At 73.5% G+C, this 23,470-nt stretch carries 21 protein-coding genes; 12 read left to right on the top strand and 9 right to left on the bottom strand.

All coding sequences use genetic code 11. The features are described from left to right. Positions 1-5 precede the first annotated feature (5 nt). Positions 6-1,211: a glycosyltransferase gene (locus AB0472_RS26750; protein ID WP_366359746.1), complete on the bottom strand. Its 1,206-nt coding sequence runs from the start codon at positions 1,209-1,211 to the stop codon at positions 6-8. A 267-nt stretch (positions 1,212-1,478) separates the two neighbouring features. On the opposite strand from AB0472_RS26750, the gene AB0472_RS26745 reads away from it, so the two are divergent. The 4 genes from AB0472_RS26745 to AB0472_RS26730 all read left to right on the top strand — a co-directional run bounded on the left by AB0472_RS26745 (position 1,479) and on the right by AB0472_RS26730 (position 7,066). Beyond that, positions 1,479-2,183 (top strand): hypothetical protein, encoded by a 705-nt coding sequence (locus AB0472_RS26745; protein ID WP_366359744.1) that lies wholly within the window; start codon positions 1,479-1,481, stop codon positions 2,181-2,183. Positions 2,184-2,243: 60 nt separating this feature from the next. Next, positions 2,244-4,949, top strand: coding sequence for a glucosidase (locus AB0472_RS26740; RefSeq protein WP_366359742.1), 2,706 nt, complete (start codon positions 2,244-2,246; stop codon positions 4,947-4,949). Next, the gene (locus tag AB0472_RS26735; RefSeq protein WP_366359740.1) at positions 4,946-6,433 is read left to right on the top strand and encodes an alpha-amylase family glycosyl hydrolase; all 1,488 of its coding nucleotides are present in this window, start codon (positions 4,946-4,948) and stop codon (positions 6,431-6,433) included. Before AB0472_RS26740 ends, AB0472_RS26735 begins: the two co-directional genes overlap by 4 nt. A gap of 66 nt (positions 6,434-6,499) precedes the next feature. Next, positions 6,500-7,066, top strand: coding sequence for a hypothetical protein (locus tag AB0472_RS26730; RefSeq protein WP_366359738.1), 567 nt, complete (start codon positions 6,500-6,502; stop codon positions 7,064-7,066). A 42-nt stretch (positions 7,067-7,108) separates the two neighbouring features. Here the strand turns inward: AB0472_RS26730 and AB0472_RS26725 are convergent, their stop codons facing one another. Beyond that, the gene (locus AB0472_RS26725; protein WP_366359736.1) at positions 7,109-8,314 is read right to left on the bottom strand and encodes an acyltransferase; all 1,206 of its coding nucleotides are present in this window, start codon (positions 8,312-8,314) and stop codon (positions 7,109-7,111) included. Positions 8,315-8,590: 276 nt separating this feature from the next. Between AB0472_RS26725 and AB0472_RS26720 the strand changes: the two genes are divergently transcribed. Further along, positions 8,591-9,580, top strand: a complete 990-nt coding sequence (locus AB0472_RS26720) for an NAD-dependent epimerase/dehydratase family protein (RefSeq protein WP_366359734.1) — start codon at positions 8,591-8,593, stop codon at positions 9,578-9,580. 9 nt (positions 9,581-9,589) lie between these two features. Here the strand turns inward: AB0472_RS26720 and AB0472_RS26715 are convergent, their stop codons facing one another. Together AB0472_RS26715 and AB0472_RS26710 are read right to left on the bottom strand one after the other, a co-directional pair. Beyond that, the gene (locus tag AB0472_RS26715) at positions 9,590-10,702 is read right to left on the bottom strand and encodes a HAMP domain-containing sensor histidine kinase (RefSeq protein WP_366359732.1); all 1,113 of its coding nucleotides are present in this window, start codon (positions 10,700-10,702) and stop codon (positions 9,590-9,592) included. A 1-nt stretch (position 10,703) separates the two neighbouring features. Next, a complete protein-coding gene (locus tag AB0472_RS26710) occupies positions 10,704-11,522 on the bottom strand; it encodes a response regulator transcription factor (RefSeq protein WP_366359730.1) in 819 nt (272 codons plus the stop codon). A 115-nt stretch (positions 11,523-11,637) separates the two neighbouring features. Here AB0472_RS26710 and AB0472_RS26705 point away from each other — a divergent pair, with 115 nt between their 5' ends. From AB0472_RS26705 to AB0472_RS26695, 3 genes are all read left to right on the top strand, one after another. Continuing rightward, a complete protein-coding gene (locus tag AB0472_RS26705; RefSeq protein ID WP_366359728.1) occupies positions 11,638-12,363 on the top strand; it encodes a glycosyltransferase family 2 protein in 726 nt (241 codons plus the stop codon). A 224-nt stretch (positions 12,364-12,587) separates the two neighbouring features. Beyond that, positions 12,588-13,214: a DUF2064 domain-containing protein gene (locus tag AB0472_RS26700; protein WP_366359726.1), complete on the top strand. Its 627-nt coding sequence runs from the start codon at positions 12,588-12,590 to the stop codon at positions 13,212-13,214. Further along, entirely contained in the window at positions 13,211-13,921 is a 711-nt protein-coding gene (locus tag AB0472_RS26695) for a class I SAM-dependent methyltransferase (protein WP_366359724.1), read from the top strand. The genes AB0472_RS26700 and AB0472_RS26695 overlap by 4 nt, the downstream gene beginning before the upstream one ends. Here AB0472_RS26695 and AB0472_RS26690 read toward each other — a convergent pair. Together AB0472_RS26690 and AB0472_RS26685 are read right to left on the bottom strand one after the other, a co-directional pair. Further along, positions 13,810-14,301: a hypothetical protein gene (locus AB0472_RS26690; RefSeq protein WP_366359722.1), complete on the bottom strand. Its 492-nt coding sequence runs from the start codon at positions 14,299-14,301 to the stop codon at positions 13,810-13,812. The genes AB0472_RS26695 and AB0472_RS26690 overlap by 112 nt on opposite strands. Then, positions 14,301-15,545: a molybdopterin-dependent oxidoreductase gene (locus AB0472_RS26685; protein ID WP_366359720.1), complete on the bottom strand. Its 1,245-nt coding sequence runs from the start codon at positions 15,543-15,545 to the stop codon at positions 14,301-14,303. Before AB0472_RS26685 ends, AB0472_RS26690 begins: the two co-directional genes overlap by 1 nt. A gap of 197 nt (positions 15,546-15,742) precedes the next feature. On the opposite strand from AB0472_RS26685, the gene AB0472_RS26680 reads away from it, so the two are divergent. After that, positions 15,743-17,050 carry a hypothetical protein gene (locus AB0472_RS26680; protein ID WP_366359889.1) on the top strand — a complete coding sequence of 436 codons (1,308 nt, stop codon included), beginning with the start codon at positions 15,743-15,745 and terminating at the stop codon, positions 17,048-17,050. On the opposite strand, the gene AB0472_RS26675 is transcribed toward AB0472_RS26680, so the two are convergent. Continuing rightward, on the bottom strand, positions 17,037-17,522 hold the full coding sequence (locus tag AB0472_RS26675; protein WP_366359718.1) for a MarR family transcriptional regulator: 486 nt from the start codon (positions 17,520-17,522) through the stop codon (positions 17,037-17,039). The two genes, AB0472_RS26680 and AB0472_RS26675, sit on opposite strands and share 14 nt — an antisense overlap. Before the next feature lie 111 nt (positions 17,523-17,633). Between AB0472_RS26675 and AB0472_RS26670 the strand changes: the two genes are divergently transcribed. Further along, positions 17,634-18,707: a substrate-binding domain-containing protein gene (locus AB0472_RS26670; RefSeq protein ID WP_366359716.1), complete on the top strand. Its 1,074-nt coding sequence runs from the start codon at positions 17,634-17,636 to the stop codon at positions 18,705-18,707. A gap of 136 nt (positions 18,708-18,843) precedes the next feature. Further along, positions 18,844-20,556, top strand: coding sequence for a hypothetical protein (locus tag AB0472_RS26665; RefSeq protein WP_366359714.1), 1,713 nt, complete (start codon positions 18,844-18,846; stop codon positions 20,554-20,556). Positions 20,557-20,568: 12 nt separating this feature from the next. Here the strand turns inward: AB0472_RS26665 and AB0472_RS26660 are convergent, their stop codons facing one another. Beyond that, positions 20,569-21,159, bottom strand: a complete 591-nt coding sequence (locus AB0472_RS26660; RefSeq protein WP_366359712.1) for a TetR/AcrR family transcriptional regulator — start codon at positions 21,157-21,159, stop codon at positions 20,569-20,571. Between the two features lie 198 nt (positions 21,160-21,357). Here AB0472_RS26660 and AB0472_RS26655 point away from each other — a divergent pair, with 198 nt between their 5' ends. Next, positions 21,358-22,245 (top strand): aldo/keto reductase, encoded by an 888-nt coding sequence (locus tag AB0472_RS26655; protein ID WP_366359888.1) that lies wholly within the window; start codon positions 21,358-21,360, stop codon positions 22,243-22,245. Positions 22,246-22,258: 13 nt separating this feature from the next. Here AB0472_RS26655 and AB0472_RS26650 read toward each other — a convergent pair whose 3' ends face one another. Further along, positions 22,259-23,422, bottom strand: a complete 1,164-nt coding sequence (locus tag AB0472_RS26650; RefSeq protein ID WP_366359887.1) for an NAD(+)/NADH kinase — start codon at positions 23,420-23,422, stop codon at positions 22,259-22,261. Positions 23,423-23,470: the final 48 nt, after the last annotated feature.

Below are 23,470 nucleotides of genomic sequence, written 5' to 3'. Positions count from 1 at the left end.
GCCGTTCAGCGGAGCATGTCGAGGAGCAGGTTCGCGGCTCTCTCCGCTCCGTCGGTGCGCAGGCCGGCGCCCAGTGCCCTGGCCCGCGCCCGCGTCCCGGGGGCGAGGGCCGTCTTGAACGCGACGCGCAGGGTGTCGTCGGCCGGGTCCGGTTCGTCCAGTGCCGCGCCGATGTCCAGGTCGGCCACCCGGCCGGCCCAGTACGGGTTGTCCGCCAGCCGGAGCGGGACCACCACTTGCGGCACGCCCGCCCGTGCGGCCGTCAGCGTCGTGCCCGCGCCGCCGTGGTGCACCACGGCGGCCACCCTGGGGAACAAGCGCTGGTGGCTGACCTCGCCGATGGCGAAGCAGTCGTCCCGGACCTCGGGCAGGGCCAGGTCCGCCCAGCCTCGGGAGACGAGCACCCGGTACCCCTGGTCCAGGCTCGTCTCCACGGCCTTGCGGGCGATGTCCGGCGACGGGCTGATGCTGCCGAACCCGACGTAGACCGGCGGCTCCCCCGCGTCCAGGAAGCCCACCAGGTCGGCCGGGAGGGGGCGTTCGTCCGGCAGCGTCCAGGCACCCGTCTGCACGACGTCCAGGCCCGGGGCGGGCCGCCAGGGTCCCAGGACCGGGTCCGCCGCCAGCCACGGCCGATCGGTGCAGACGTGGTCGCGGACGTTGCCGACGGGCGGCAGTCCGATGGCTGCCCGGTGGTGGTTGAGCGCCTCGCCGAACTGCGCGTCCACGTGGCGGGCGTCCAGCTCCCACAGCGCGAGGTTGTCGTCCGCCGCCGGCTCGGGCCAGCCCGGTCGCGGTGGCGGGGCGTGGTGGGGCGAGGGCAGGTTGACCGCCGAGTAGCACGCGTACACGTAGCGGATGCCCGCGGCCTCGGCCACGGACCGTGCGGCGATCTGCGCCAGGCCGGCCGCCACCAGCACGTCGCAGCCGGCCGCCGCCGCGGGGAAGACGTCGAACTGCGTGCCGACCATCTCGGTCCGGTAGCGGGACAGTTCGGCCGCCGTCGGCAGAGCGGTCCCGCGCATCAGTGCCCGCACCGGCGGCCCCACCGGCACCGGTCGCACGCCGATCCCGGCCAGCCGCTCCGCGAACTCCTCGTCCGGCGGGGCACACATGCGCACCTCGGCGCCGTGCGCCTGTAACCGCACCGCCAGGGCCACCAGCGGTTCGACGTCGCCTCGCGTCCCGTAGGTGGACAACAGCACCCGCATCCAGCGCCCTCTTTCGCTCTGTATTCCCCTGCGTTGCGGCCCTTGCCGTACGTGTGTGACACCGGAGGCGGCGGAGGTTCCGCGAGCACCGTGGTGCTGGATACCCAGGTGTGTCGTGCTCCATGCGGGCGCGGTACGGGCCCTCGCGGACCGGCGGCCGTCTCGCCTGGAGCCGCCCCGGTAATTACGGTGATCGCGAGCACGTCCTCACCCAACTGCAAGGCGCGCAAGGTTCCCCGGTCGACAACAGAATCCGAGAGCCACTCCATGCATCGTTCTTCCGCGCCCGTCCCCGATGTCTCGATCATCCTTCCCTGCGCCGGATTCGGAACGCGCTTCAGCGCGCCCTACCCGAAGGAGCTGCACTGTCTGGCCCCCGGGGTCACCGTGCTGGACCGCAGCCTGGAACCCGTCGTCGAACTGGCCGACAGCGGCCTCAACGTGCGTGTGGTCGTCGTGTTCGGGACGCACAAGCTCGACACCGTGGGCTATCTCGCCCGCTATGCCGGGACCCTTCAGATGGTCTTCGTCTACCAGGACGAGTCGCTCGAACCGGGCCTCGAGGGCGCGATCCGCTCCGGTCTGCCGATGACCCGGGGGCCGGTGGCCCTGGTCCTGCCCGACATCGTGCTGGCCGGGCAGGACAGCGCCGGCAGCCTCCTCGCCGCCCTGCGGTGCGTGGAGGTGACGGGGTGGAGCGTGGTCGCCGCCGAAGGGCGGGATCCCGGCACCCTGCGGCAGATGGGCGCGCTCGCCGTGACCGAGGAGGGTGGCGTCATGACCGTCGGCGCGGCCGCCGAGAAACCGGCGGACCCTTCGGGCTTCAACGCCTTCTGGGGCATGGTGGCGGTCACCGAGGAGGAGGCGCACCGGTTACCCGACGTGGTGGCCAAGGGAGTGGACAGCCCGCTGCCGGGTGCGGTCGCCCTCATGGTGGAGGGGATCGTCAACTACAACACCTCCGCCGGCTGATCCGTCCGGGGCAGAGGTGTCCGAGTCCGAGTGCAGGCGGCGTACAGGCAGGGGCGTGCGATGGCGGATGACGCGGACGGCACGGAGCGCGGTGGCGGGACCGATGCCGAGCGGCTGCGGCTGGCGGCGGCCGACGCGGGGCGGGTGGCGTGGCGGCGGTGGGGGCCGTATCTGAGCGACCGGCAGTGGGGCACGGTGCGCGAGGACTACAGCCCCGACGGTGACGCCTGGTCGTACTTCACCCACGACCAGGCCCGCTCCCGCGCCTACCGCTGGGGCGAGGACGGCATCGCGGGCGTCAGCGACGACAAGCAGCGGCTGTGCTTCGCGCTCGCGCTGTGGAACGGCCGCGACCCGATCCTCAAGGAGCGGATGTTCGGCCTCACCAACGCGGAGGGCAACCACGGCGAGGACGTAAAGGAGTACTACTTCCACCTCGACAGCACACCGACCCATTCGTACATGAAGTTCCTCTACAAGTACCCGCAGGCGCAGTTCCCGTACGACGAGCTGGTGGCCGTCAACCGGGGCCGCGGGCGCGGCGAGTCCGAGTACGAGCTGCTGGACACCGGGGTCTTCGACGAGGACCGCTACTTCGACGTGTTCGTGGAGTACGCCAAGGCCGGTCCCGAGGACCTGCTCGTCGAGATCACCGCGCACAACCGCGGCCCCGACGCCGCCACGCTGCATCTGCTGCCCACGCTGTGGTTCCGGCACACCTGGTCGTGGGCGGGCGGCACCGCGGTGCCGGACCTGCGGCACACGGACGGCGCGGTCCTCGCCGACCACGAGGAACTCGGCTCGTACCGGCTGTACTTCGAGGGTGCGGCGGAGACCCTGTTCACCGGGAACGAGACCGACAACGAGCGGATCTTCGGCAGCCCCGACGCCACCCCCTACGTCAAGGACGGCATCGGCCGGTACGTCGTCCACGGCGAGCGGGACGCCGTGGATCCCGCGCGGACCGGCACCAAGGCGTCCGTCCACCATGTGCTCACCGTGCCCGCGGGCGGCAGCGGCACCGTCCGGCTGCGCCTGACGTCCGGTGGACCCACCGATCCGTGGGGCGGGTTCGGGGAGGTGCTGGAGGCCCGCCGGGCCGAGGCCGACGCCTTCTTCGAGGGGGTCGTCCCGGACGGGCTCGGCGAGGACGAGCGGCGGCTGGTGCGGCAGGCGCTGGCCGGGATGCTGTGGAGCAAGCAGTACTACCACCTCGACGTGGAGCGCTGGCTCGCCGAGCACGGCGTCGATCCCCTCGCCGCCGACCCGCGTGTCCGCAACAGTGCCTGGTACCACATGGTCAACGACGAGATCATGTCGATGCCGGACACCTGGGAGTACCCGTGGTTCGCGGCCTGGGACCTCGCCTTCCACACCATCGCGCTGTCCATGGTCGACATCGGGTTCGCCAAGTCGCAGCTGGAGCTGCTGCTGCGCCGCCTGTATCTGCATCCCAACGGCCAGATCCCGGCGTACGAGTGGAACTTCGGCGACGTCAACCCGCCCGTGCACGCCTGGGCCCTCCTCTTCGTCTACGAGCTGGAGAAGCAGCGCACCGGCCGCGGTGACCGCGCCTTCCTGGAGAACGCCTTCCAGAAGCTGACGAAGAACCTCATGTGGTGGCTCAACCGCAAGGACGTCGACGGCAACAACGTCTTCCAGGGCGGTTTCCTCGGCCTGGACAACATCGGTGTCTTCGACCGCAGCGCGCCGCTGCCCACGGGCGGCCACCTCGACCAGGCCGACGGGACCGCCTGGATGGCGCTGTACTGCCAGAACCTGCTGGAGATCGCCGTCGAGCTGGCGGCGGAGAACCCGGTGTACGTCGAGCAGGCGCAGACGCTGTTCGAGCACTTCGCGTGGATCGCCGTCGCCATGAACCGGATCGGCAAGGACGACGTGAGCCTGTGGGACGAGGAGGACGGCTTCTTCTACGACGTGCTGCGGCTGCCCGACGGCAGCGCGGCCCCGCTGCGGGTGCGCTCGATGGTCGGTCTCGTCCCGCTCGTCGCGACCAGTGTGGTCGGTGCCTGGACCGACCGCAGGTTCCCGGAACTCGTCAAGGGGGCCAAGGAGTTCGTGCGACGGCATCCGGCCGTCGAGGGCCTGGTCGCCTCGCACGACGTCCTCGGGTCCGGCGCGGCGGGACGGCACCTGTTCGCGCTGTTCGACGAGGAACGGCTGCGCCGGATCCTGGCCCGCATGCTCGACGAGGAGGAGTTCCTCGGCCCGCACGGCATCCGCTCCCTGTCCCGGTACCACGCGGCGCACCCCTACACGTTCGAGGTGCACGGCGAGACCTACGGCGTCGGCTACCTGCCCGCCGAGTCCGACTCGGGCATGTTCGGCGGCAACTCCAACTGGCGTGGCCCGGTGTGGTTCCCGGTCAACGTCCTGCTCGTCCGCGCCCTGCTGAACCTGCACGCCTACCACGGCGACGGGTTCACCGTGGAGTGCCCGACCGGTTCCGGGCGACGGCTGAACCTGTACGAGGTCGCCCGCGAGATCTCCGGACGGCTCACCTCGACCTTCCTGAGCGACGCGGACGGCCACCGCCCGGTGCACGGCGGCCGGGCCGAGTTCGCCGAGAACCCGCACTGGAAGGACCTGATCCTGTTCTACGAGTACTTCCACGGCGACAACGGCGCCGGCCTCGGCGCCTCCCACCAGACCGGCTGGACCGGCCTGGCCGCGGTCACCGCCACGCTGTTCCGTGTCGTCGGCGCCGGAGACTGGGGCGCCCTGCGGGAGGAGCCGCTGTCATGACGGTGATCTACGAGCTCAACACCCTCGTCTGGCTGGGCGAGTTGAGCGGACGGTACGGGCGTCCCGTGGCCCTCGGGGACGTTCCCGGCGAGGCCTGGGACGAGGTGGCGCGGCCGGGCGTGGACACCGTGTGGCTGATGGGCGTGTGGGAGCGCAGCCCGGCCGGGCTGCGGATCGCCCTGGGCGACGAGGAGTTGCTCGCCTCCTTCCGTGCGGCGCTGCCCGGCCTCACCGAGGCGGACATCGCCGGATCCCCTTACTGCGTGCGGAACTACGTCGTCGATCCGTCGCTCGGCGGTCCCGAGGGGCTGGCCGCGGCGCGGGCCGAACTCGCCGCGCGCGGCGTGCACCTGATCCTGGACTACGTCCCCAACCACGTGGCCCCCGACCACCCCTGGCTCACCGAGCGCCCGGACTGCCTGCTCCAGGGCACGGCGCAGGACCTGGCCCGCTCGCCGGAGTCGTTCCTGGAGGCCGCCGGGACGGTGTTCGCCCGGGGCCGTGACCCCTACTTCCCGCCCTGGCCGGACGTGGTCCAGCTGAACGCGTTCAGCGAGCGGCTGCGGGAGGCGGCGGTCGAGACGCTGGTGTCGATCGGCGACCAGGCCGACGGGGTGCGCTGCGACATGGCGATGCTGCCGATGAACGACGTGTTCGCCAGGACCTGGGGCGAGCGGGCGGGGCCGGTCCCCGCCGCGGACTTCTGGCCGTACGTCATCGGCCGGGTGCGGGAGCGCCACCCCGGCCTGCTCTTCGTCGCGGAGGCCTACTGGGACCTCGAAGGGGCGCTCCAGCAGCAGGGCTTCGACCACTGCTACGACAAGCGGCTCTACGACCGTCTGGTCCACGAGGACGCCGGCTCCGTCCGCGCCCGTCTGCAGGCAGACCTCGGCCACCAGCGCGGACTCGTCCGGTTCCTGGAGAACCACGACGAGCCCCGGGCCGCCGCCACCCTGCCGGGCGAGAAGGAACGGGCGGCGGCGGTGGCCGTGGCCACCCTGCCCGGCGCGACCCTCTGGCACGAGGGCCAGTTCGAGGGCCGCCGGGTCCGCCTGCCCGTGTTCCTGACGCGCCGGCCCGAGGAGCAGGCCGACACGGCCCTGCGCGACTTCCACGGCCGTCTCGTGGCCGCCGTGACCCCCGTGCGCGAGGGCGACTGGCAGCTGCTGGACTGCACCGGCCGGCCGGACAACCTCACCCACCGCAACCTGCTCGCCTGGTCCTGGACCACGGCCCGGGACCACTGCCTCGTCGTGATCAACTACTCCGGGGAACCGGCCCAGGGGCGGGTTCCGCTGCCCTGGGCCGGGCTCCGGGGCCGGGCCTGCCGGCTGACCGGGCTGCTCGACGGGACCGCCTACGACCGGGCGGGCGACGAACTGGCCGGCCCGGGCCTGTTCGTGGCGCTCGGCGCCTGGCAGTGGCACCTGCTGTCGCTCCCCCGGGCGATGGTCAAGAGTGCGTCACGTGATCGCGGCGACTGAGCGGGCCGGAGCCGTCCGACGTACTGAAGGGGCAGGTAGACGCGACTCCGACGAAGGGCACCTTCCTTGATCCCGCGACGCATCGGTCCGAGCCTCGCTCTGGGGCTCGCCTCCGCTTTCCTGCTGGGGGCGTGCGGCTCCTCGAACGGCACCGGCACCGGGAACGCCGCCCCGGCCACCCCGGTCACGTCCGTGACCCCGGCCGCGTCGGATCCGGCCGCCGCCGGCACACCGTCCGCCGCCGGCGGCAGCGCGAGCGGACAGCCGGCCACCACCGCAGCCGTGCTGACCAGGTCGGCCCAGGGCCTGGGCAGCATCGTCACCGACGACAGGGGGCTGACCCTCTACCGCTACGACAAGGACGAGCCGAACCCCTCCAAGTGGACCTGCTCCGGCGCCTGCACCAAGACCTGGCTGCCGGTGATCGTGCCGGAGTCCGTGCAGACCTCGGGGGTGGACAAGAGCCTCCTCGGCACGGTCCACCGCAACGGCCGGACCCAGCTCACCCTCGCCGGCTGGCCGCTCTACCGGTACGTGGGAGACACGGCGGCCGGGCAGACGAACGGCCAGGGGAAGGACCAGGAGTGGTACGCCGTCACTCCCTCCGGCGGGAAGTCGACGGCGACGGGCTGACGGACCGGCGGCCCGGCCCGAAGCAGCGGGCCGGGCCTGTCCTCAGGCGCGGGAACGGGCGGCGGCGAACGACTTCCAGGACCTGTTCCGTTTGAACGGAATTTCGAAGATCTTGGAGAACAGCCATGCCGAGACGACCGAGACCGGCAGGCCCACCACCAGCGTGAACCAGAACGTGGGCAGGCCCGGCGCCACGAAATGCGGGGCCACCCGGCGGATCACGGCCAGGACGATCGGCAGATGGATCAGGTACAGGCTGTAGGAGAACCCGCCGAGGCCGTGGACGGGGCGCGCGGTCAGGAACCGTACGAGGACGGCGGGCCTTGCGGTGGCGACGGCGGCGAGCAGCATCGTCATGGCGGGTGCGACGGCGAGGTCGATCCAGAAGTAGTGGTTCACCGTCCAGGCGGAACCACGGACCACGCCGAGGGCCAGGACCGGCAGCGCGGCCGCCACGGCGAACCACCCCCACGGCAGTCGTCGCACCCGGTCCGAGGCGGTGACGATGCCCGCGCCCGCGACACCCGCGGCGAACACCGGGGCGAGATGGGGTGCGAGCCAGTTGTCGCCCTCCACCGGGTTGGCGCCGGGCGCCGTCAGACCGAGGACGACCACCGGGAGGGTCACCGCCGCGGCCAGCACCGCGGCGCCCCAGCGCCGGCGGACGAGGAGGAGCAGGGGGAACAGGAGGTAGAGCTCGGCCTCCACGCCTATCGACCAGAACGCGCCGTTCGGCGTCGGGGCGGTGACCATGTCCTGGGCGACCAGACCGTACACCATGACCGTCGCACCGGTGGGCGGTCCGAAGTGCGAGGCCGGCACCACGAACCACGAGACCAGCAGGCTCAGGGCCAGTGCCGCCCAGTACGGGGGCAGGATGCGCCAGGCACGCCGGCGCAGGAACTCACCGACACCGGACGACCGCCAGCCGTGCCGCGCCGGGGAGATCGCCAGGGAGAACCCGGACAGCACGAGGAAGAAGACGACGGCGAGGCGCCCGAACATCAGCCCGCCCAGCCACGGCGGCGCCGAACTGTGCGGATAGCCGGGGAAGGTGTACAGCCAGCAGTGGAACAGCACGACGTACAGCGCCGCCAGGCCGCGGAGGCCGTCCAGGCCCCGCACCTGTGCGGGCGGCTGCCGACGGAGCCGGTCCGCGTTCCCGTCCCCGTCTCCGGTCCCACCCTGCGCCCGGCGCGCGGGGACGGTCAGGTCGAGGGCGCCGCCCGCCGGGCGACTCGCATCCACGGAAATGGTTCGGCCCTTCCTCCGCACACCGGCCGCCGTACCCGGCCGCCGTCTCCGGGCGGCACGGCGCCGCCCCACAGCGACAGGTACGTGACCCCGGGCCGGGCCGTTCAACGGCCCGGCCCCGGCCGTCGCCGCCGGCGTCCCGCGCAGGGTGCGCCCGCTGCCGCGCGGCTGCCGCACGGGGTGACGCGCCGCCCGCCCGGCGCCTTACGGAGTGGTGACGTGCGGGCGTGGGCGCGTGGTCCGGGGGCCCCGCGCGCCTAGCGTGGCCCCATGCGTGTACTGGTCACCGGCGGTGCCGGGTTCATCGGGTCCCATGTCGTCGAGGCGCTGACCGCGCACGGGCACGAGGCGGTCGTGTTCGACGTCCGGGACGATCCGGGCGACGACGTGCGCAGCCCGGTGGCGGTGGGGCGGGCCCTCACGGGCGTGGACGCGGTCTGCCACCAGGCCGCGATGGTCGGCCTGGGGACCGGGTTCGGCGACGCAGCGGAGTACGTCTCCCGCAACGACCTCGGCACGGCCGTACTGCTCGCCGCGATGGCCGAGGCGGGGGTGCGGCACCTCGTGCTCGCCGGGTCGATGGTCGTGTACGGGGAGGGGCGGTACGAGTGCCCGCGGCACGGTGTCGTACGGCCCGGTCCGCGCGCGGTCGCCGATCTGGAGGCGGGCCGGTTCGAGCCGCGCTGTCCGGTGTGCGGGGAGGAGTTGACGCCGGGGCTGGTGGACGAGGACGCGCCCGTCGATCCGCGCAACGTGTACGCCACGACCAAGCTGGCCCAGGAGCATCTGGCCGCCGCGTGGGCGAGGTCGACGGGCGGTTCGGCGGTGTCGCTGCGCTACCACAACGTGTACGGGCCCCGGATGCCCCGCGACACGCCCTACGCGGGCGTCGCCTCCTTCTTCCGTTCCGCGCTGGCCCGGGGCGAGGCGCCCCGGGTGTACGAGGACGGGCGGCAGCGCCGGGACTTCGTGCACGTCCGGGACGTGGCCGCCGCCAACGCAGCGGCGCTGGAGGCGGGGTCCGCGCCGGGTGTGCTGACCGCGTACAACACGGGAAGCGGCGAGCCGCACACCGTCGGCGAGATGGCCCGCGCGCTGGCCGAGGCGCACGGCGGGCCGCTGCCGGTGGTCACCGGCGAGTACCGGCTGGGCGACGTACGGCACATCACGGCCGACTCCGCCCGGCTGCGGGCCGCACTGGGCTGGAAGGCCGAGGTCGGGTTCGCGGAGGGGATGCGGGAGTTCGCGCAGGCGCGGTAGCCGCCGGTGTCACGGCGCCGCCGGGAGGGTGACCTCGAAGCGGCAGCCGCCGGGGATGTTGTGGACGGTGGCCCGGCCCTGGTGGGCCTCGACGATGCCGCGCACGATCGCGAGGCCGAGGCCGGCCCCGGCGGGCGGCGTCCGGGCGTGGGTGCCGCGCCAGCCGGTGTCGAAGACGCGCGCCAGGTCCTCGTCGGGGATGCCGCCGCAGCCGTCCGTGACGGACAGGACGACGGCGCCCCCGGCCGACCGCTCGGCGGCGACCGCGACCGTGCCGTCGGGGGGCGTCCGGCGGATGGCGTTCACCAGCAGGTTGCCCAGGACCCGGCTCATCTCCTTGCCGTCCACCTCGACCGGCACCGGCTCCACCCGGTCGCCGACCAGCCGTACGCCGTACTCCCGGGCCAGCGGGTCGACACCGGCGAGGGCGTCGCCGACGAGGTCGTACACCGACATCCGGCTCGGGCTCAGGGCGAGTGCGCCGGCATGGATGCGGGAGAGTTCGAAGAGGTCGCCGACCATGTCGTTGAGGCGCTCGACCTCGGTGCGGATCTGCTTGTGGTAGCGGTCGGGGTCGGTGGCGACGCCGTCCTCCAGGGCCTCCGACATGGCCCGCAGACCGGCCAGCGGGGTACGCAGGTCGTGCGAGATCCAGGCGACGAGTTCCCGCCGCGAGGTCTCCAGCGCCCGCTCGCGCTCCCTGGACTCGGCGAGCTTCGCGCTCGTCGCCGCCAGTTCGCGGCTCACCTCCGCCAGTTCGGCGGTGGCCGGGACCGGCGGCACGGCGAAGTCGCCGTCCTCGCCGAACGAGCGTGCCGCGAGCACGAGTTCGCGGCTGCGGGCGACCACCCAGCGGCCCAGTATCAGCGCCGTCGCGAGGGACACCACGGCCGCCATCGCGACCACGGTCGTCACCACCGACAGGTCGTGCGAGGAGAGGAACATCGCCCAGGCGACGGCCAGGGTGCCGGCGAGCATCGCGACCACGCCGACGGCGGCGACCACCGTGAGGGACGCGGTCAGCGAGCGCCGCCGCAGCAGGCGCAGCGCGGCCGCCCCGAGCAGTCCGCTACCTGCGGCGCCGACGAAGGCGTACAGGGCGATGAGGAGGGTGTCGTGCATGTCAGGCCACCCCTTCCCGTCCGCCCCGGCTGTCCTGGCTGTCCCGGCTGTCCCGGCTGTCCTGATGGTTCCGGCCGTCCGGGCCGCTCCGGTCGTGCTCCGCGTTCGGCTCGAAGCGGTAGCCGACGCCCCACACCGTCTGGATCAGTCGTGGCCGGGCCGGGTCGTCCTCCACCTTGGCGCGCAGCCGTCGGACATGGACCGTGACGGTGGACAGGTCGCCGAAGTCCCAGCCCCACACCGCGCGCATCAGGTCCTCCCTGCTGTACGCCCGTCCCGGGTTCCGCAGGAAGAAGGCGAGGAGGTCGAACTCGCGCAGCGTGAGGGCGAGTTCGGTGCCGTCCTTGGTGGCGCGACGGGCGCCGGGGGCCAGGGTGAGCCCGGCGGTCGAGAAGGACCGGTCCGTGGGGACGGGGCGGCTGCGGCGCAGTACCGACTCCACCCGCAGGACCAGTTCCCGGGGGCTGAAGGGCTTGGTGACGTAGTCGTCGGCGCCGACCTCCAGGCCGAGGATGCGGTCGTCCTCGTCGCCGCGCGCGGTGAGCATGATGACCGGGACGGGGGCGTGGCCGCGCAGCCGCCGGCAGACCTCCAGGCCGTCCATGCCGGGCAGCATCAGGTCGAGCACGACCAGGTCGGGCCAGTGGGCGGCGGCGCGGATCAGGGCGGTGGGGCCGTCGCCGGCGTGGTCGACCAGGTAACCGGCGCGGTCCAGGTACCCGGCGACGATCTCGGCGACGGTCGGATCGTCGTCCACGACCAGGACCCGGGCGGCACCGGCGGTGGTCCCGGCCTCGGTGAGCTCGTACGGCTGCTGCATGCCTCCACCCTCGCACCGGGCCGCCGCGGGTGTCGCGGCCGGGCGTGGGCCCGGGGTGCGACGTCCGCGTTTCGTAAGCAGTCGAGGCCCGAAATGTCCGGTTCGCGTTCGTAGGGTGAAGGCCGTGACCACCTCACCTTCTTCATCCTCTCCGTCGCCGACGGCGGACGTGGACGTCGTCCTGCCCTGCCTGAACGAGGCGGCGGCCCTGCCCTGGGTGCTCGGCCGGATCCCGGCGGGCTGGCGGGCCCTCGTGGTGGACAACGGCTCCACCGACGGCTCGGCGGACATCGCCCGGGCGTACGGGGCGACCGTCGTCCACGAGGCGCGGCGCGGCTTCGGCGCGGCGTGCCATGCGGGGCTGACCGCGGCGACCGCCGGCATCGTCTGCTTCTGCGACTGCGACGCCTCGCTCGACCCGGGGCTCCTCGTGCCGTTCGTGCGCGAAGTCCTGGACGGCGAGGCGGACTTGGTGCTGGGCCGCCGGCGTCCCGAGGGGCGCGGTGCGTGGCCCGCGCACGCCCGCGCGGGGAATCTGGCGCTGGCCCGGATGCTGCGGCGGCGCACCGGGCTGCGCCTGCACGACCTCGGTCCGCTGCGGGCCGCCCGCCGGGAGGCGTTGCTCGCGCTGTCGCTGGACGACCGGCGCAGCGGGTATCCGCTGCAGATGGTCGTGCGTGCCGCCGACGCGGGGTGGCGGATCACCGAGCACGAGGTGGCGTACCTGCCGCGCACCGGTACGTCCAAGGTGACGGGGACCTGGCGCGGCACCTTTCAGGCGGTGCGGGACATGAGCCGGGTGCTGAAGGAACGGCCTCGGGTGCCGGCCGGTGGGGGCTGATCGCGCAGTTCCCCCCGGCCTTCGGCCGGGGGTACCCCCAGCGCCCCTGCGGGGCGCGCTGCCCAGCCGCGTCCTGCACAGCTGCGGGCAGTCGTGCCGCCGTGGCGGCACGGGTGGGCGCTGGGGCCCCCGGCCGAAGGCTGGGGGAGGCACCCGGCAAGCGCCGGTGAGCGTCCCCACCCCCGCCTCAGCCCCCACCCACCCGCACCACCCAAGGACCGCCCATGACCACCCTCCTCGTCATCGCCAAGGAACCCCGCCCCGGCAGGGTCAAGACCCGGCTGACCCCGCCCTTCTCCCCCGCACAGGCCGCCGCCCTCGCCGAGGCGTCCCTCGCCGACACCCTGGACGCCGTGGCCGCGGCCCCCGCCGCCCGCCGCGTGCTGGTGCTGGACGGCGAACCCGGCCCCTGGCTGCCGCCCGGCTTCGACGTCGTGCCGCAATGCGGCGGAGGTCTGGACGAGCGGCTCGCGGACGCCTTCGCGCACTGCTCCGGCCCGGCCCTCCTCATCGGCATGGACACCCCCCAGGTCACCCCCGGCCTGCTCACCGTGGACTTCGCGGGGTACGACGCGTACTTCGGCGGCGCCGAGGACGGCGGGTTCTGGGCGCTGGGGCTCGCCGACCCGGACCCGGCCCTGCTCCGCGGGGTGCCGATGTCCACGCAGGAGACCGGCGCCCGCCAGCGGCAGCGCCTCGTCGGCGCCGGGCTCCGGGTGTGCGACCTGCCCCGGCTGCGGGACGTGGACACCGCGGACGACGCGGCCGCCGTCGCCGCCCTCGTCCCCCACGGGCGCTTCGCCGCCCTGCTGTCCCGGTGCACGGCGCACAGCGGAACGGACCGCCGATGACCACCTCGCCGCCCGTCCCCTGGACCGGCGCCGACCCCTACGCCGCCGCGTTGCGCGCCGGGCACGGCCCGCTGTTCCTGCGCCGCACCGACGGCTGGCTGCTGCCCCTGGACGTCGAGCGCTGGTGCGCGCGGGCCGACCCGGTCGACCTGGCCGTCCTCGACCGCTGCGAGGGCGCGGTCCTGGACGTCGGCTGCGGCCCCGGGCGGCTGGTCGCGGAACTCGCCGCCCGCGGCCGTACCGTCCTGGGCATCGACGTCAGTACGGCCGCCGTCGACCACACCGTGCGGCTCGGCGGCCAGGCCCTGCGCCGCTCCGTCTTCGAGCCGCTGCCCGGCGAGGGCCGCTGGGGCACCGTCCTGCTCATGGACGGCAACGTCGGCATCGGCGGCGATCCACGCGTCCTGCTCCGCCGGGTGGCCCAACTCCTCGCCCCCGGCGGGCTGCTGATCGCCGAGACCGCGCCGATGGACGTCGACGAACGCGCCGACGTCCACCTCACCGACGCCCAGGAGGCGGTCGGCGCCCCCTTCCGCTGGGCGCGGCTGGGCACCCCGGCCCTGCTGCGGTACGCGCGGGACTGGGAGCCGGCGGCTCAGTGGGAGACCGGTGGGCGCCGCTTCGCCGCCCTGCGCGACCGCAGCGCCAGCAGCAGCGCGGAGCCGCCGAAGAGCACGGCGGTGATCAGCAGCCAGCGGGCCAGGTAGCCGTCCACGGACCGGCCGGTGGCCGACCGGTACCGCGCGGCCACCATCCCGCTGATCAGCGGGAACCACACCAGCAGGAGCAGCGCGGAGAGCGCGGCCGGGACCCGGACGTACATCGTCCTCCCCCACTGCCCGGACGCCGTGGGCGGGGCTCCCGCCCGGCGCCCGGCGGCGCCCGGTCCCCGCGTCACCGCCCGGTCGGCCAGCGCGTACAGCGGCAGCAGGACGAGGTCGTGCAGCAGCGCCGCGCCCACCACCCACAGCGTCACGCCGAGCCAGTCGCCGGCCAGCAGCCGTACCCCGGCATAGGCGGCGAGTGCGAACGAGCAGGCCAGCAGGAGGATCTGCAGGGGGCTGCCGATGACGAGGCGCGGGCGCATCACAGGTCTCCGAAGGTCATCCGGGCCACCCACTTGGTGTTGAGGACACCGGGTGCGGCGGGCACGATCACGCGGGCCGGGTAGCCGTGGTCGGGGGACAGGTCCTCGCCGTTCACCTGGAGGGCGAGCAGGGAGCGCGGGTCGGCGACCTGGTTGGCGCGCAGGGCCGCGCGGCGGAAGGCGCCGTGCCGCTGGACCGACTCGACGAGCACGTCCGGCGGGTCGGTGTCGTAGCCGACGAGCGCGGCGAGGTCGCGCAGCCGCACCCCGCGCCACCACTGGTCGGCGGTCGACCAGCCCTCGACGCAGGCGATCGGCAACGCGGCGCTGTGCAGGGGCAGTCGGAGCAGGTCGGCGCGGCTGAGCCGGACCGTCCGGCCGTCGCGTCCGGTGACGACCAGCCGCCATGCCTCGTCCCCGGTCTCCTGCGCGTCGATCCCGGCGTACGCGACCGTCTTGTTGATCTGGAAGCCGTTCGGACCGCTGCCCGGGTCGGCTCCGCCGTGCGGTGCGAGCAGCGCGGTGCGCCGCAGCGCGCCGCCGATGCTCTGCCCGGCGGTCGTGACGAGCAGCAGCAGGGACGCGCCGCCCACGAACCACAGCGCCCCGCGCCGGGAGACGGTGGGCGCGTCCGGCCGGGGGGTCGCCAGCCCCGCTTCGTCGCGGTCCCGTCGGCGTTCCCGGACCGCCCGCAGCGCCATCGGCGTCTTCAGTGCCGCGTGGGCCAGGAACGCGGCGAAGAACACCCAGGCGCCGTAGAAGTGCAGGGGGTAGAAGGAGCCGGGGAAGACGTAGTCGAGCTGGACGTTGAGGACGCCGGTCGTGAACTCGAAGAGGCCGCCGCCGACCAGCAGCAGCAGCGAGACCCGCTCCAGGGCATGGGCCAGCGAGCGGGCCGGGGGCAGCGTGAACAGCTTGGGCACCACCGACCACAGCTTGGCGAGCAGCACCGGGATCAGGGCGATGCCGAGGGTGACGTGCAGGCCCTGGGTGACCCGGTAGAGCCAGTACGGGTTCGTCGGCCAGGAGAAGAGGTAGAAGCCGAGGATGCCCTTGTCCGGGGTCTGGTCGTTCACCGGGGCCAGGTCCGGGTTGTACGCGGCGTACGACACCAGTCCGGTCACGAAGAGCACGGTGACGCCCGCGAGGAGCACCAGGCCGAGCACCGAGGTGAACCAGGTGCCGCGCAGCGGGCTGCGCCAGAAGCCGGGTGAGGTGGGAAGCCGTGGGTCGTCGTCGCGCATGGTCCGACCGTAGGCCGGGACACCCCCCGGAACGGGTGCACGACCCATGACGAAAGTCTGACGTCAGCCGCCTGATGCACGGTTCGGCGCAATCCCCGGCCTAGCGTTCCGGTGTGACCCGCGCTCCGCACCGTGATCGGTCCGCCGATCCCTCCACCGGCACGTCGCCCGGCCCGTCCACCCGTACGGCCGCCGACCTGCTCGCCGTCCTCGCCGCCGCCCTGCTGGTGCTCGTCGCCGTCCTGGTCGGCCGGCACCTCCAGGACACCTACCGCAACCTGTTCGTGCACTGGCCGCCGCTGTTCGCCGACTGGGACCCGCACCTGGGCCCGGGCACCCCGGCCGCCGTGCTGGTCGCGGTCGGCGTGGTGGCGTACGGCCCGAACCTGGCCCTACGGCTGCCCTGGCGCGGGCTGCTGGGCGCGGCCTGGGGCGCCTGTCTGGCCTGGACGTGGTCGCTGGCGCTGGTCGACGGCTGGCAGCGGGGCGTGGCGGGCCGGCTGACCAGCCCGAACGAGTACCTGACGGTCGTCTCCCGCTTCCACGACATCCCGGCGACCCTGCGGGACTTCACCCAACACATCGTCAGCGGCACCCCGCACCCCTGGCCGGCGCACATCGCCGGGCATCCGCCGGCGGCCACGCTCACCTTCGTCCTCCTGGACCGGATCGGGCTGGGCGGCGGCGGCTGGGCGGGGGCCTGGTGCATCACGGTCGGTTCGACGGCCTGCGTCGCCGTGCTGGTCGCGGTGCGGGCCCTGGCCGACGAGCGGCTCGCCCGGCGGGCCGCGCCCTTCCTGGTCATGGCCCCGGCCGCGGTGTGGGTGGGTGCCTCGGCGGACGGGTACTTCGCGGCGGTCGCCGCCTGGACGTCGGCCCTGCTGGCGCTCGCGGTGACCGGCCGGTCCGTGGCCTGGGCGGCGGGCGCCGGACTCCTGTACGGGCTGACCTGTTATCTGTCGTACGGCCTGACGCTGTTCGCGCTGATCGGGGCGGCGGTGCTGGTGCTCGGCCGGCACCGGGTCCGGGCCCGCCCCGTCGTGCTCGCGCTGCTGGTGGCGGGGGCGGCGGTCGTCCCGCTCGTGTTCACCCTGGCCGGGTTCGACTGGTGGCAGGGGTACCGGCTGCTGGTCACCCGCTACTACCAGGGGGTCGGCGGGACCCGGCCGTACGGCTACTGGGTGTGGGCCAACCTGGCCTGCACGGTGGTCATCACGGGGGCGGCGACGGCGGCCGGGCTGCGGCGGGCGGGTGCCGTACTCGTCCACAGCCGTACCGCACCCGTCGCGCAGCGGCGGCTGGCCTTCCTCGTGGGCGCCGCGCTGCTGGCCCTGCTGCTGGCCGACCTGTCCGGGATGAGCAAGGCGGAGACGGAGCGCATCTGGCTGCCGTTCGCGATGTGGCTGCTGCCGGCCTGTGCGTTCCTGCCCCGGCCGCGCGCCTGGCTCGCGGCGCAGGCGCTGCTCGGGCTGCTGGTGAACCACCTGCTGTTCACCGGGTGGTGACACCGTCGGCCGGGTCCGGGAACGCCGCCGGAGCCGGGTCCCCCGTCCGGGCCTCCGCCGCCGCGCAGAGCTGGGCGAGGAGGGCCGCCAGCGCCGTCCCGCCGCCCACCTCTTCGAGGAGCCGGGCCTGGTCGCCGTGGACCCGGCGGGCGACGCGTCCGTGCAGGTCCTCGCCGCGCGCGGTGAGGTGGAGCAGGACGCGGCGGCGGTCGTGGGGGTCGGGGCGGCGGTGGACGAGGTTGTCCGCGACCATGCGGTCGACGAGCTTGGTCAGGCTGGGCGCCGGCATCAGGGCGTGCTCGGCCGTCTCGGACATGGGGTGCCCGCCGCCGTCCCCGACGAGCGACAGGACCCGCCACTGCTCGACCGTGCAGTCCTCCTCGGCCAGCACCGCGGCCAGCCGCCGCACGACCCGCCGCTCGGCATGGCTGAGGAGGTGGGCGAGGTCCGGCGAGGAGGGTACGGACGGCATTGCCGGTGTCCTTCCGGTAGGTCTACTGTGCGCGCAGAATACGAGTCTTGGCGACGGCGCCGGGGCCCGGGACCGGAATCCGCGTTCCCCATGCCCGCACGGAGGTGGCCGATGCGTCCGGCGCCGCCGAGCGGCGTGCGCGGCACGCTGCTCCTCGCCCTGGTCGTGCCGTTGCAGGGGCCTGCGGGGGTGCTCGGGCCGTCGTGCGAGTCGGCCGCCCGGCTGGCCGTGGAGGAACTGAACGCCGCGGGCGGGGTGCTGGACCGGGAGGTCCGGCTGGTCACGGTGGACGGCGGGGCACCGCCGGCCCGGGTGGCGGCCGAGGTGGGGGCCCTGGTCTCGCTGGGCGCCGTGGACGGGGTGGTGGGCTGGCACACCTCGGCGGTACGGCAGGCGCTGCTGCCCCGGGTCGCCGGCCGGGTGCCGTACGTCTACACCGCGCAGTACGAGGGCGGCGAGCGGACCCCCGGCGTCTTCCTGACCGGTGAGACCGACGTCGCCCAACTGCTGCCCGCGATGCGGCTGCTGGCGGAGGCGGCCGGGGTGCGGCGCTGGTGCACGGTGGGCAACGACTACGTGTGGCCCCGGGTGACCGCGCGCACGGCACGGGCGTACGCGCGGGAGTGCGGCGGGCGGGTGCGGGACGAGGTGTTCGTGCCGCTGGGTACGGAGGGGTTCGGGCCGGTGCTGCGCCGGATCGAGCGGTGCGAGGCGGACGCGGTGCTGATGCTGCTGGTGGGCGCGGACGCGGCCCGCTTCAACCGGGCGTTCGCCGGGTACGGGCTGCACCAGCGGTGCCTGCGGCTGAGCACCCACATGGACGAGAACATCCTGCTGGCCACGGGCGCGGACGGCACCGACGGGCTGTGGGCGGCGGCCGGTTTCTTCGAGACGCTCGCGACCGCCGAGAGCCTCGACTTCGGCGCCCGGCACGCGGCCCGGTTCGGGGCGCACGCCCCGGTGGTGGGGAGCCTCGGCGAGTCCTGTTTCGAGGGGGTGCTGCTGCTGGCGGCCCTGGCCGAGCGGGCCCGGTCGCTGGAGGTGCGGGCGATGTGCGCGGTCGGGGACGCGGTGGCGTACGAGGGCCCGCGGGGCGCCGTACGGCTGCGCGGCAACCATCTCGCCCAACGGCTGTACCTGGCGCGGGCGGACGCCTTCGACTTCCATGTCGTCGCCCAGCTCTGAGCCCAACTCCCCCTCGGATCAAGATACTTTCCATGGGAAGTATCAAGCTTTGTCTTTTAAAGCAGGTGAAACGTTCGGGAAACAGCGCGCCGCGACTCTTCCGTGCAAACGACCGGGGACGAGAGAGGGCAGAGTCGTGACGGAGATCGTCGGGAAAGAGGCGCCGTCCGCCGCGGCGGACGGCGGGACGGGCAGCGGCACGGACGGCAAACGGACGTACAACGACTGGGCGCAGAACGACACGCTGGAGGACTACTCGCTGCGGTACGCGCCGAAGTCCTTCCGGCGCTGGACCCCCTACGTGGTGGCCACCACCGCGCTCGGCGGCATCGCCTACCTCGCGGACTTCGCCATCGGCGGTTCGATCGCCATCTCCAACGGCTTCTCCAGCGCACTGGTGGCGATCCTGACCGCGGCCGTGGTCATCTTCCTCACCGGCATCCCGATCTCGTACTACTCGGCCAAGTACTCGATCGACATGGACCTGTTGACCCGGGGTGCGGGCTTCGGCTACCTCGGCTCGACACTCACCTCGGTCATCTACGCCAGTTTCACCTTCATCTTCTTCGCGCTCGAAGGCTCGATCATGGCGCAGGCGCTGGAGCTGGGCCTGCACATCCCGCTGGCGGTCGGCTACCTGATCTGCTCGGTCATCATCCTGCCGCTGGTCATCTACGGCATGACCGCGCTGTCGAAGATGCAGGTGTGGACGCAGCCGGTGTGGCTGGTGCTGATGGTCGCGCCGTTCGTGTCCATCGCGATCCAGGAGCCGGGCAAGTTCTCGGAGTTCACGCACTTCGCGGGCAACTCGCCGACCGGGTCGAGCATCAGCATGCTCGGGGTGGGCGCGGGTGCGGGTGTCGCGCTGTCGCTGATCGCGCAGATCGGCGAGCAGGTCGACTACCTGCGGTTCATGCCGGACAAGACGCCGGAGAACGGCCGGAAGTGGTGGGGTGCGGTGCTCTCGGCCGGTCCGGGGTGGGTGGTGCTCGGGGCCGCCAAGCAGATCGGCGGCGCGTTCCTCGCCTTCTACATCGCCGGCAGCGTGGGCCTCGCCAAGGCCAACGAGCCGATCCAGCAGTACGTGTCCGGGTTCAGGACGTTCGCGGCGCCGGTCGCGCTGGGCCTCGCCACGTTCTTCGTGATCCTCTCCCAGATAAAGATCAACTCGACGAACGCGTACTCCGGTTCGCTGTCCTGGTCGAACTTCTTCTCCCGGCTGACGCACCGTCATCCCGGGCGTGTGGTCTACATCTTCCTCAACGTGGGCATCGCCCTGGCCCTGATGGAGGGCGGCGTCTTCGGCTTCCTCAACACCGTGCTGGGCTTCTACTCCAACGTGGCGATCGCCTGGATCGGCGCGGTCGTCGCCGACCTGGTCGTCAACAAGCCGCTGGGGCTGAGCCCGTCGTACATCGAGTTCAAGCGGGCCCACCTGCACAACTTCAACCCGGTCGGCTTCGGCTCGATGCTGATCGCGTCGGCGGTCTCGATCGCCGCCTACTTCAACGCCTTCGGCGCGTACGGCAAGGCGTACTCGCCGTTCATCGCGCTGTTCCTGGCGATGGTGCTCTCGCCGCTGTTCGCGGTGCTGACCGGGGGGAAGTACTACATCGCCCGTGTCGACGACCTCGCGGAGCCGCTGCTCGGCCCGGACGGGCTGCCGTCGGCGGCCACGCTGACCTGCACCGTGTGCGCGACCGACTTCGAGCGGCCGGACGTGGCGGGCTGCCCGTTCCACTCCGGGGCGATCTGCTCACTGTGCTGCAGCCTGGAGAAGGACTGCCACGACTCCTGCAAGACCGGCCCGGTCGCGCTCGCCATGCCGACGGTGCGGTCCGCGGACTGACCGGACCCTGAACTACCGCTCCGGCCCGCGCCCTTCGGCGCGGACCGGAGCTCCTGTCCGCAGGCCGTCCATCAGGAGCCTGATCTGCCGGTCGGCCTGCCCCCGCCAGTCGCCGCCCGCGTCCAGCCGCAGCAGACCGCCCATGGCCCGGACGACGTCGGCCGTCGCCATGTCGGACCGCAGCGTCCCGGCGGCGACGCCCGCGGTGAAGAGCGTGTCGACGGTGTCGTAGACCTTGGCGTACGAGCCCTGCGTCCCGCCGGAGCGCAGCGCCTCGGACATGTGCTGCTTCGTGACGAGCAGGCCCGCCAGCCGGCCCATGAACTCGCGCAGCGCCCGGTCCGGCGCACGGGTCGCGAGGAGGTCCGCCGCGTCGGCGCACACCTGGTCCACCTCGTGCTCGTAGGCCGCGAGGACCAGCGCGTCCCGGGTCGGGAAGTGCCGGTAGAGGGTGCCGATGCCGACCCCGGCCGCCCTGGCGATGCTGTCCAGCGGCACGTCCTTGCCGCCGCGCGTGAACTCCGCCAGCGCCGCCGCCACCAGCTTCTCGCGGTTGCGGCGGGCGTGGGCGCGCACCGGCCGCCCGGGTCCCTGTTCGCTCATGCCGTACTCCCCTCCAGGCCGGTCACCGTACCGGGCATTCCGCTCACTTGCTTACCGGAGGATCCTCCGTTAACGTCGCTACTACCGGAGGATCCTCCGGTATCTCTCATCGTACGCACTGCGCACATCGAACGGAGTCCTGCCGTGAACACGGTTTCTCTCGGCGCCCTCACCACCTCCGCCCAGGGCCTCGGCTGCATGGGCATGAGCGAGGGCTACGGCCCGACCAGCTGGGACGACGCGATCGACACCATCCACCGGGCCCTCGACCTCGGCGTCACCCTCATCGACACCGCCGACGCCTACGCCTTCGGGCACAACGAGGTGCTGGTGGGCCGGGCGATCGCGGGCCGCCGCGACGAGGTGCAGCTCGCCACGAAGACCGGCATCGACCGGATGGGCGCCGACACCTGGACGCTGCGCGGCGACCCGGGCTACATCAGGCGCGCCTGCGACGCCTCCCTGCTGCGCCTGGGCGTCGACCACATCGACCTCTACTACCTGCACCGGCCGCCGCAGAACGCCGAGATCGAGGAGTCGATCGGCGCCATGGCGGAGCTGGTGAAGGAGGGCAAGATCCGGCACGTCGGCCTGTCGGAGGTGACCGGCGAGCTGCTGCGCCGCGCCCACGCCGTGCACCCGGTCACGGCGGTGCAGAGCGAGTACTCGATCTGGTCCCGGGACGTGGAGACGACCGTCGCGGACGCCCTGCGCGAGCTGGGCGTCGCCCTGGTGGCGTACTCGCCGCTCGGCCGCGGCTTCCTGACCGGCACGGTCGACGTCACCGCACTGCCGGCGAGCGACGCGCGCCTGCGGCTGCCCCGGTTCCGGACGACGGACAACGAGGGGATCGCGGACGCCCTCCGCACCCTGGCGGCGGCCAGGGGCGTGACCCCGGCACAGCTGGCGCTGGCCTGGGTGCAGGCGCGCAGCGCGCACCTCGGGGTGCCCGTGGTGCCGATCCCGGGCACGAAGCGTGTGAAGTGGCTGGAGCAGAACGTGGCAGCCGCCGGCGTCGAGCTGACCGCCGACGAGGCCGCCACGCTGGACGCGCTGGCCGCGCGGACGGTGGGCGGCCGCTACTGACCCCGTTCGGCGGTCACGGGTTGCCGTCGCCCTCCTGCGCGGGACGCGGGAAGGCCGACTTGTCCAGTGCGGGGGCGACGCCGTCCTTCCAGTCGGCGCACGGATCATCCGCCTCGGTGTAGTCCGCCGCCATGAGCGGCAGCGAGAGGTGGGAGAGGTCGCCGGGCGGGGGCGTGCGCAGCGACCACAGGGGGGCGGGGGCGCCGTCGGCGACGGCGGCCGGGGCGTCGGTCAGGTTCATGCGCTCGCGCAGCCGGCCGTAGAAGTCCATCGCCGCGAGCCGGACCACCCGCAGCCGGGTCGGGGCGGCGTAGACGCCGATCCAGTCCCCCGGCTCCAGCACACCCCGCACCTGGCCGTCGACGCTGACCGCGGCCTGGCCCGAGCGTTCCAGGACGCGCAGCCCGACCGCCTCGTTCGGGGCGGTGACCACCGAGCGGTTGAACGTCATGTGCGGGGCGACCGGGGTGAAGACGAGGGCCTCCGCGCACGGCGAGACGACCGGGCCGCCGGCCGCGAAGCTGTACGCGGTCGAGCCGGTCGGCGTCGCCACCAGCAGCGCGTCGGCGGAGTAGGAGGCGAGCAGCCGGCCGGAGACGTAGACGCCGACGGAGACCTGGCGGTCCCGGGACAGCTTCTCCAGGACGATGTCGTTGACCGCGGCGACGTGCAGCGGGACACCCCAGTCGGTGTCCTGCTCACAGTCGGTGCGGACCTGGGGAGGCGGCAGCAGCGGACCGCGGCCGTACCGCATCAGCCGCTCCATGTCGGCCGGCACCTCCAGGCGCCGGGAGGCGCGCATGGTCAGCAGGAGTCTGCTGTCGACGGTGTAACGGTCCTCCCGGATCGCGTCCAGCGCCTCCCGCACCGAGCAGACCGGCACCTCGGTCAGGAAGCCGACCCGGCCCAGGTCGACACCGAGGACCAGCGCGTCGTTGCGGGCGGCGAGCCGGGCACCGCGCAGGAAGGTGCCGTCCCCGCCGAGGGTGACGATCAGGTCGGGATCGCCGGCGGCCGCCACCTCCTCCCCGGAGTGGTGCCGTCCGCCGTCGTGCCACACGTCGATGTCCGTGCACCGCACGTCGTGCTCCGCGGCCCACGCCCGTACGGCACGGGCCGCCTCCACCGCCTCCGCGCGCCCGCCGTGCACCACCAGTCCGAGCCCGTTCACCGTCATCTCCGCCTCCAGGACACCACCGTGCTCAGCCACTGTTCCCACGCTGCC

It is taken from the genome of Streptomyces sp. NPDC086777 (genome assembly GCF_040702065.1).
Taxonomy (GTDB): Bacteria; Actinomycetota; Actinomycetes; order Streptomycetales; family Streptomycetaceae; genus Streptomyces.
This window is presented reverse-complemented; position numbering and strand designations above follow the sequence as displayed.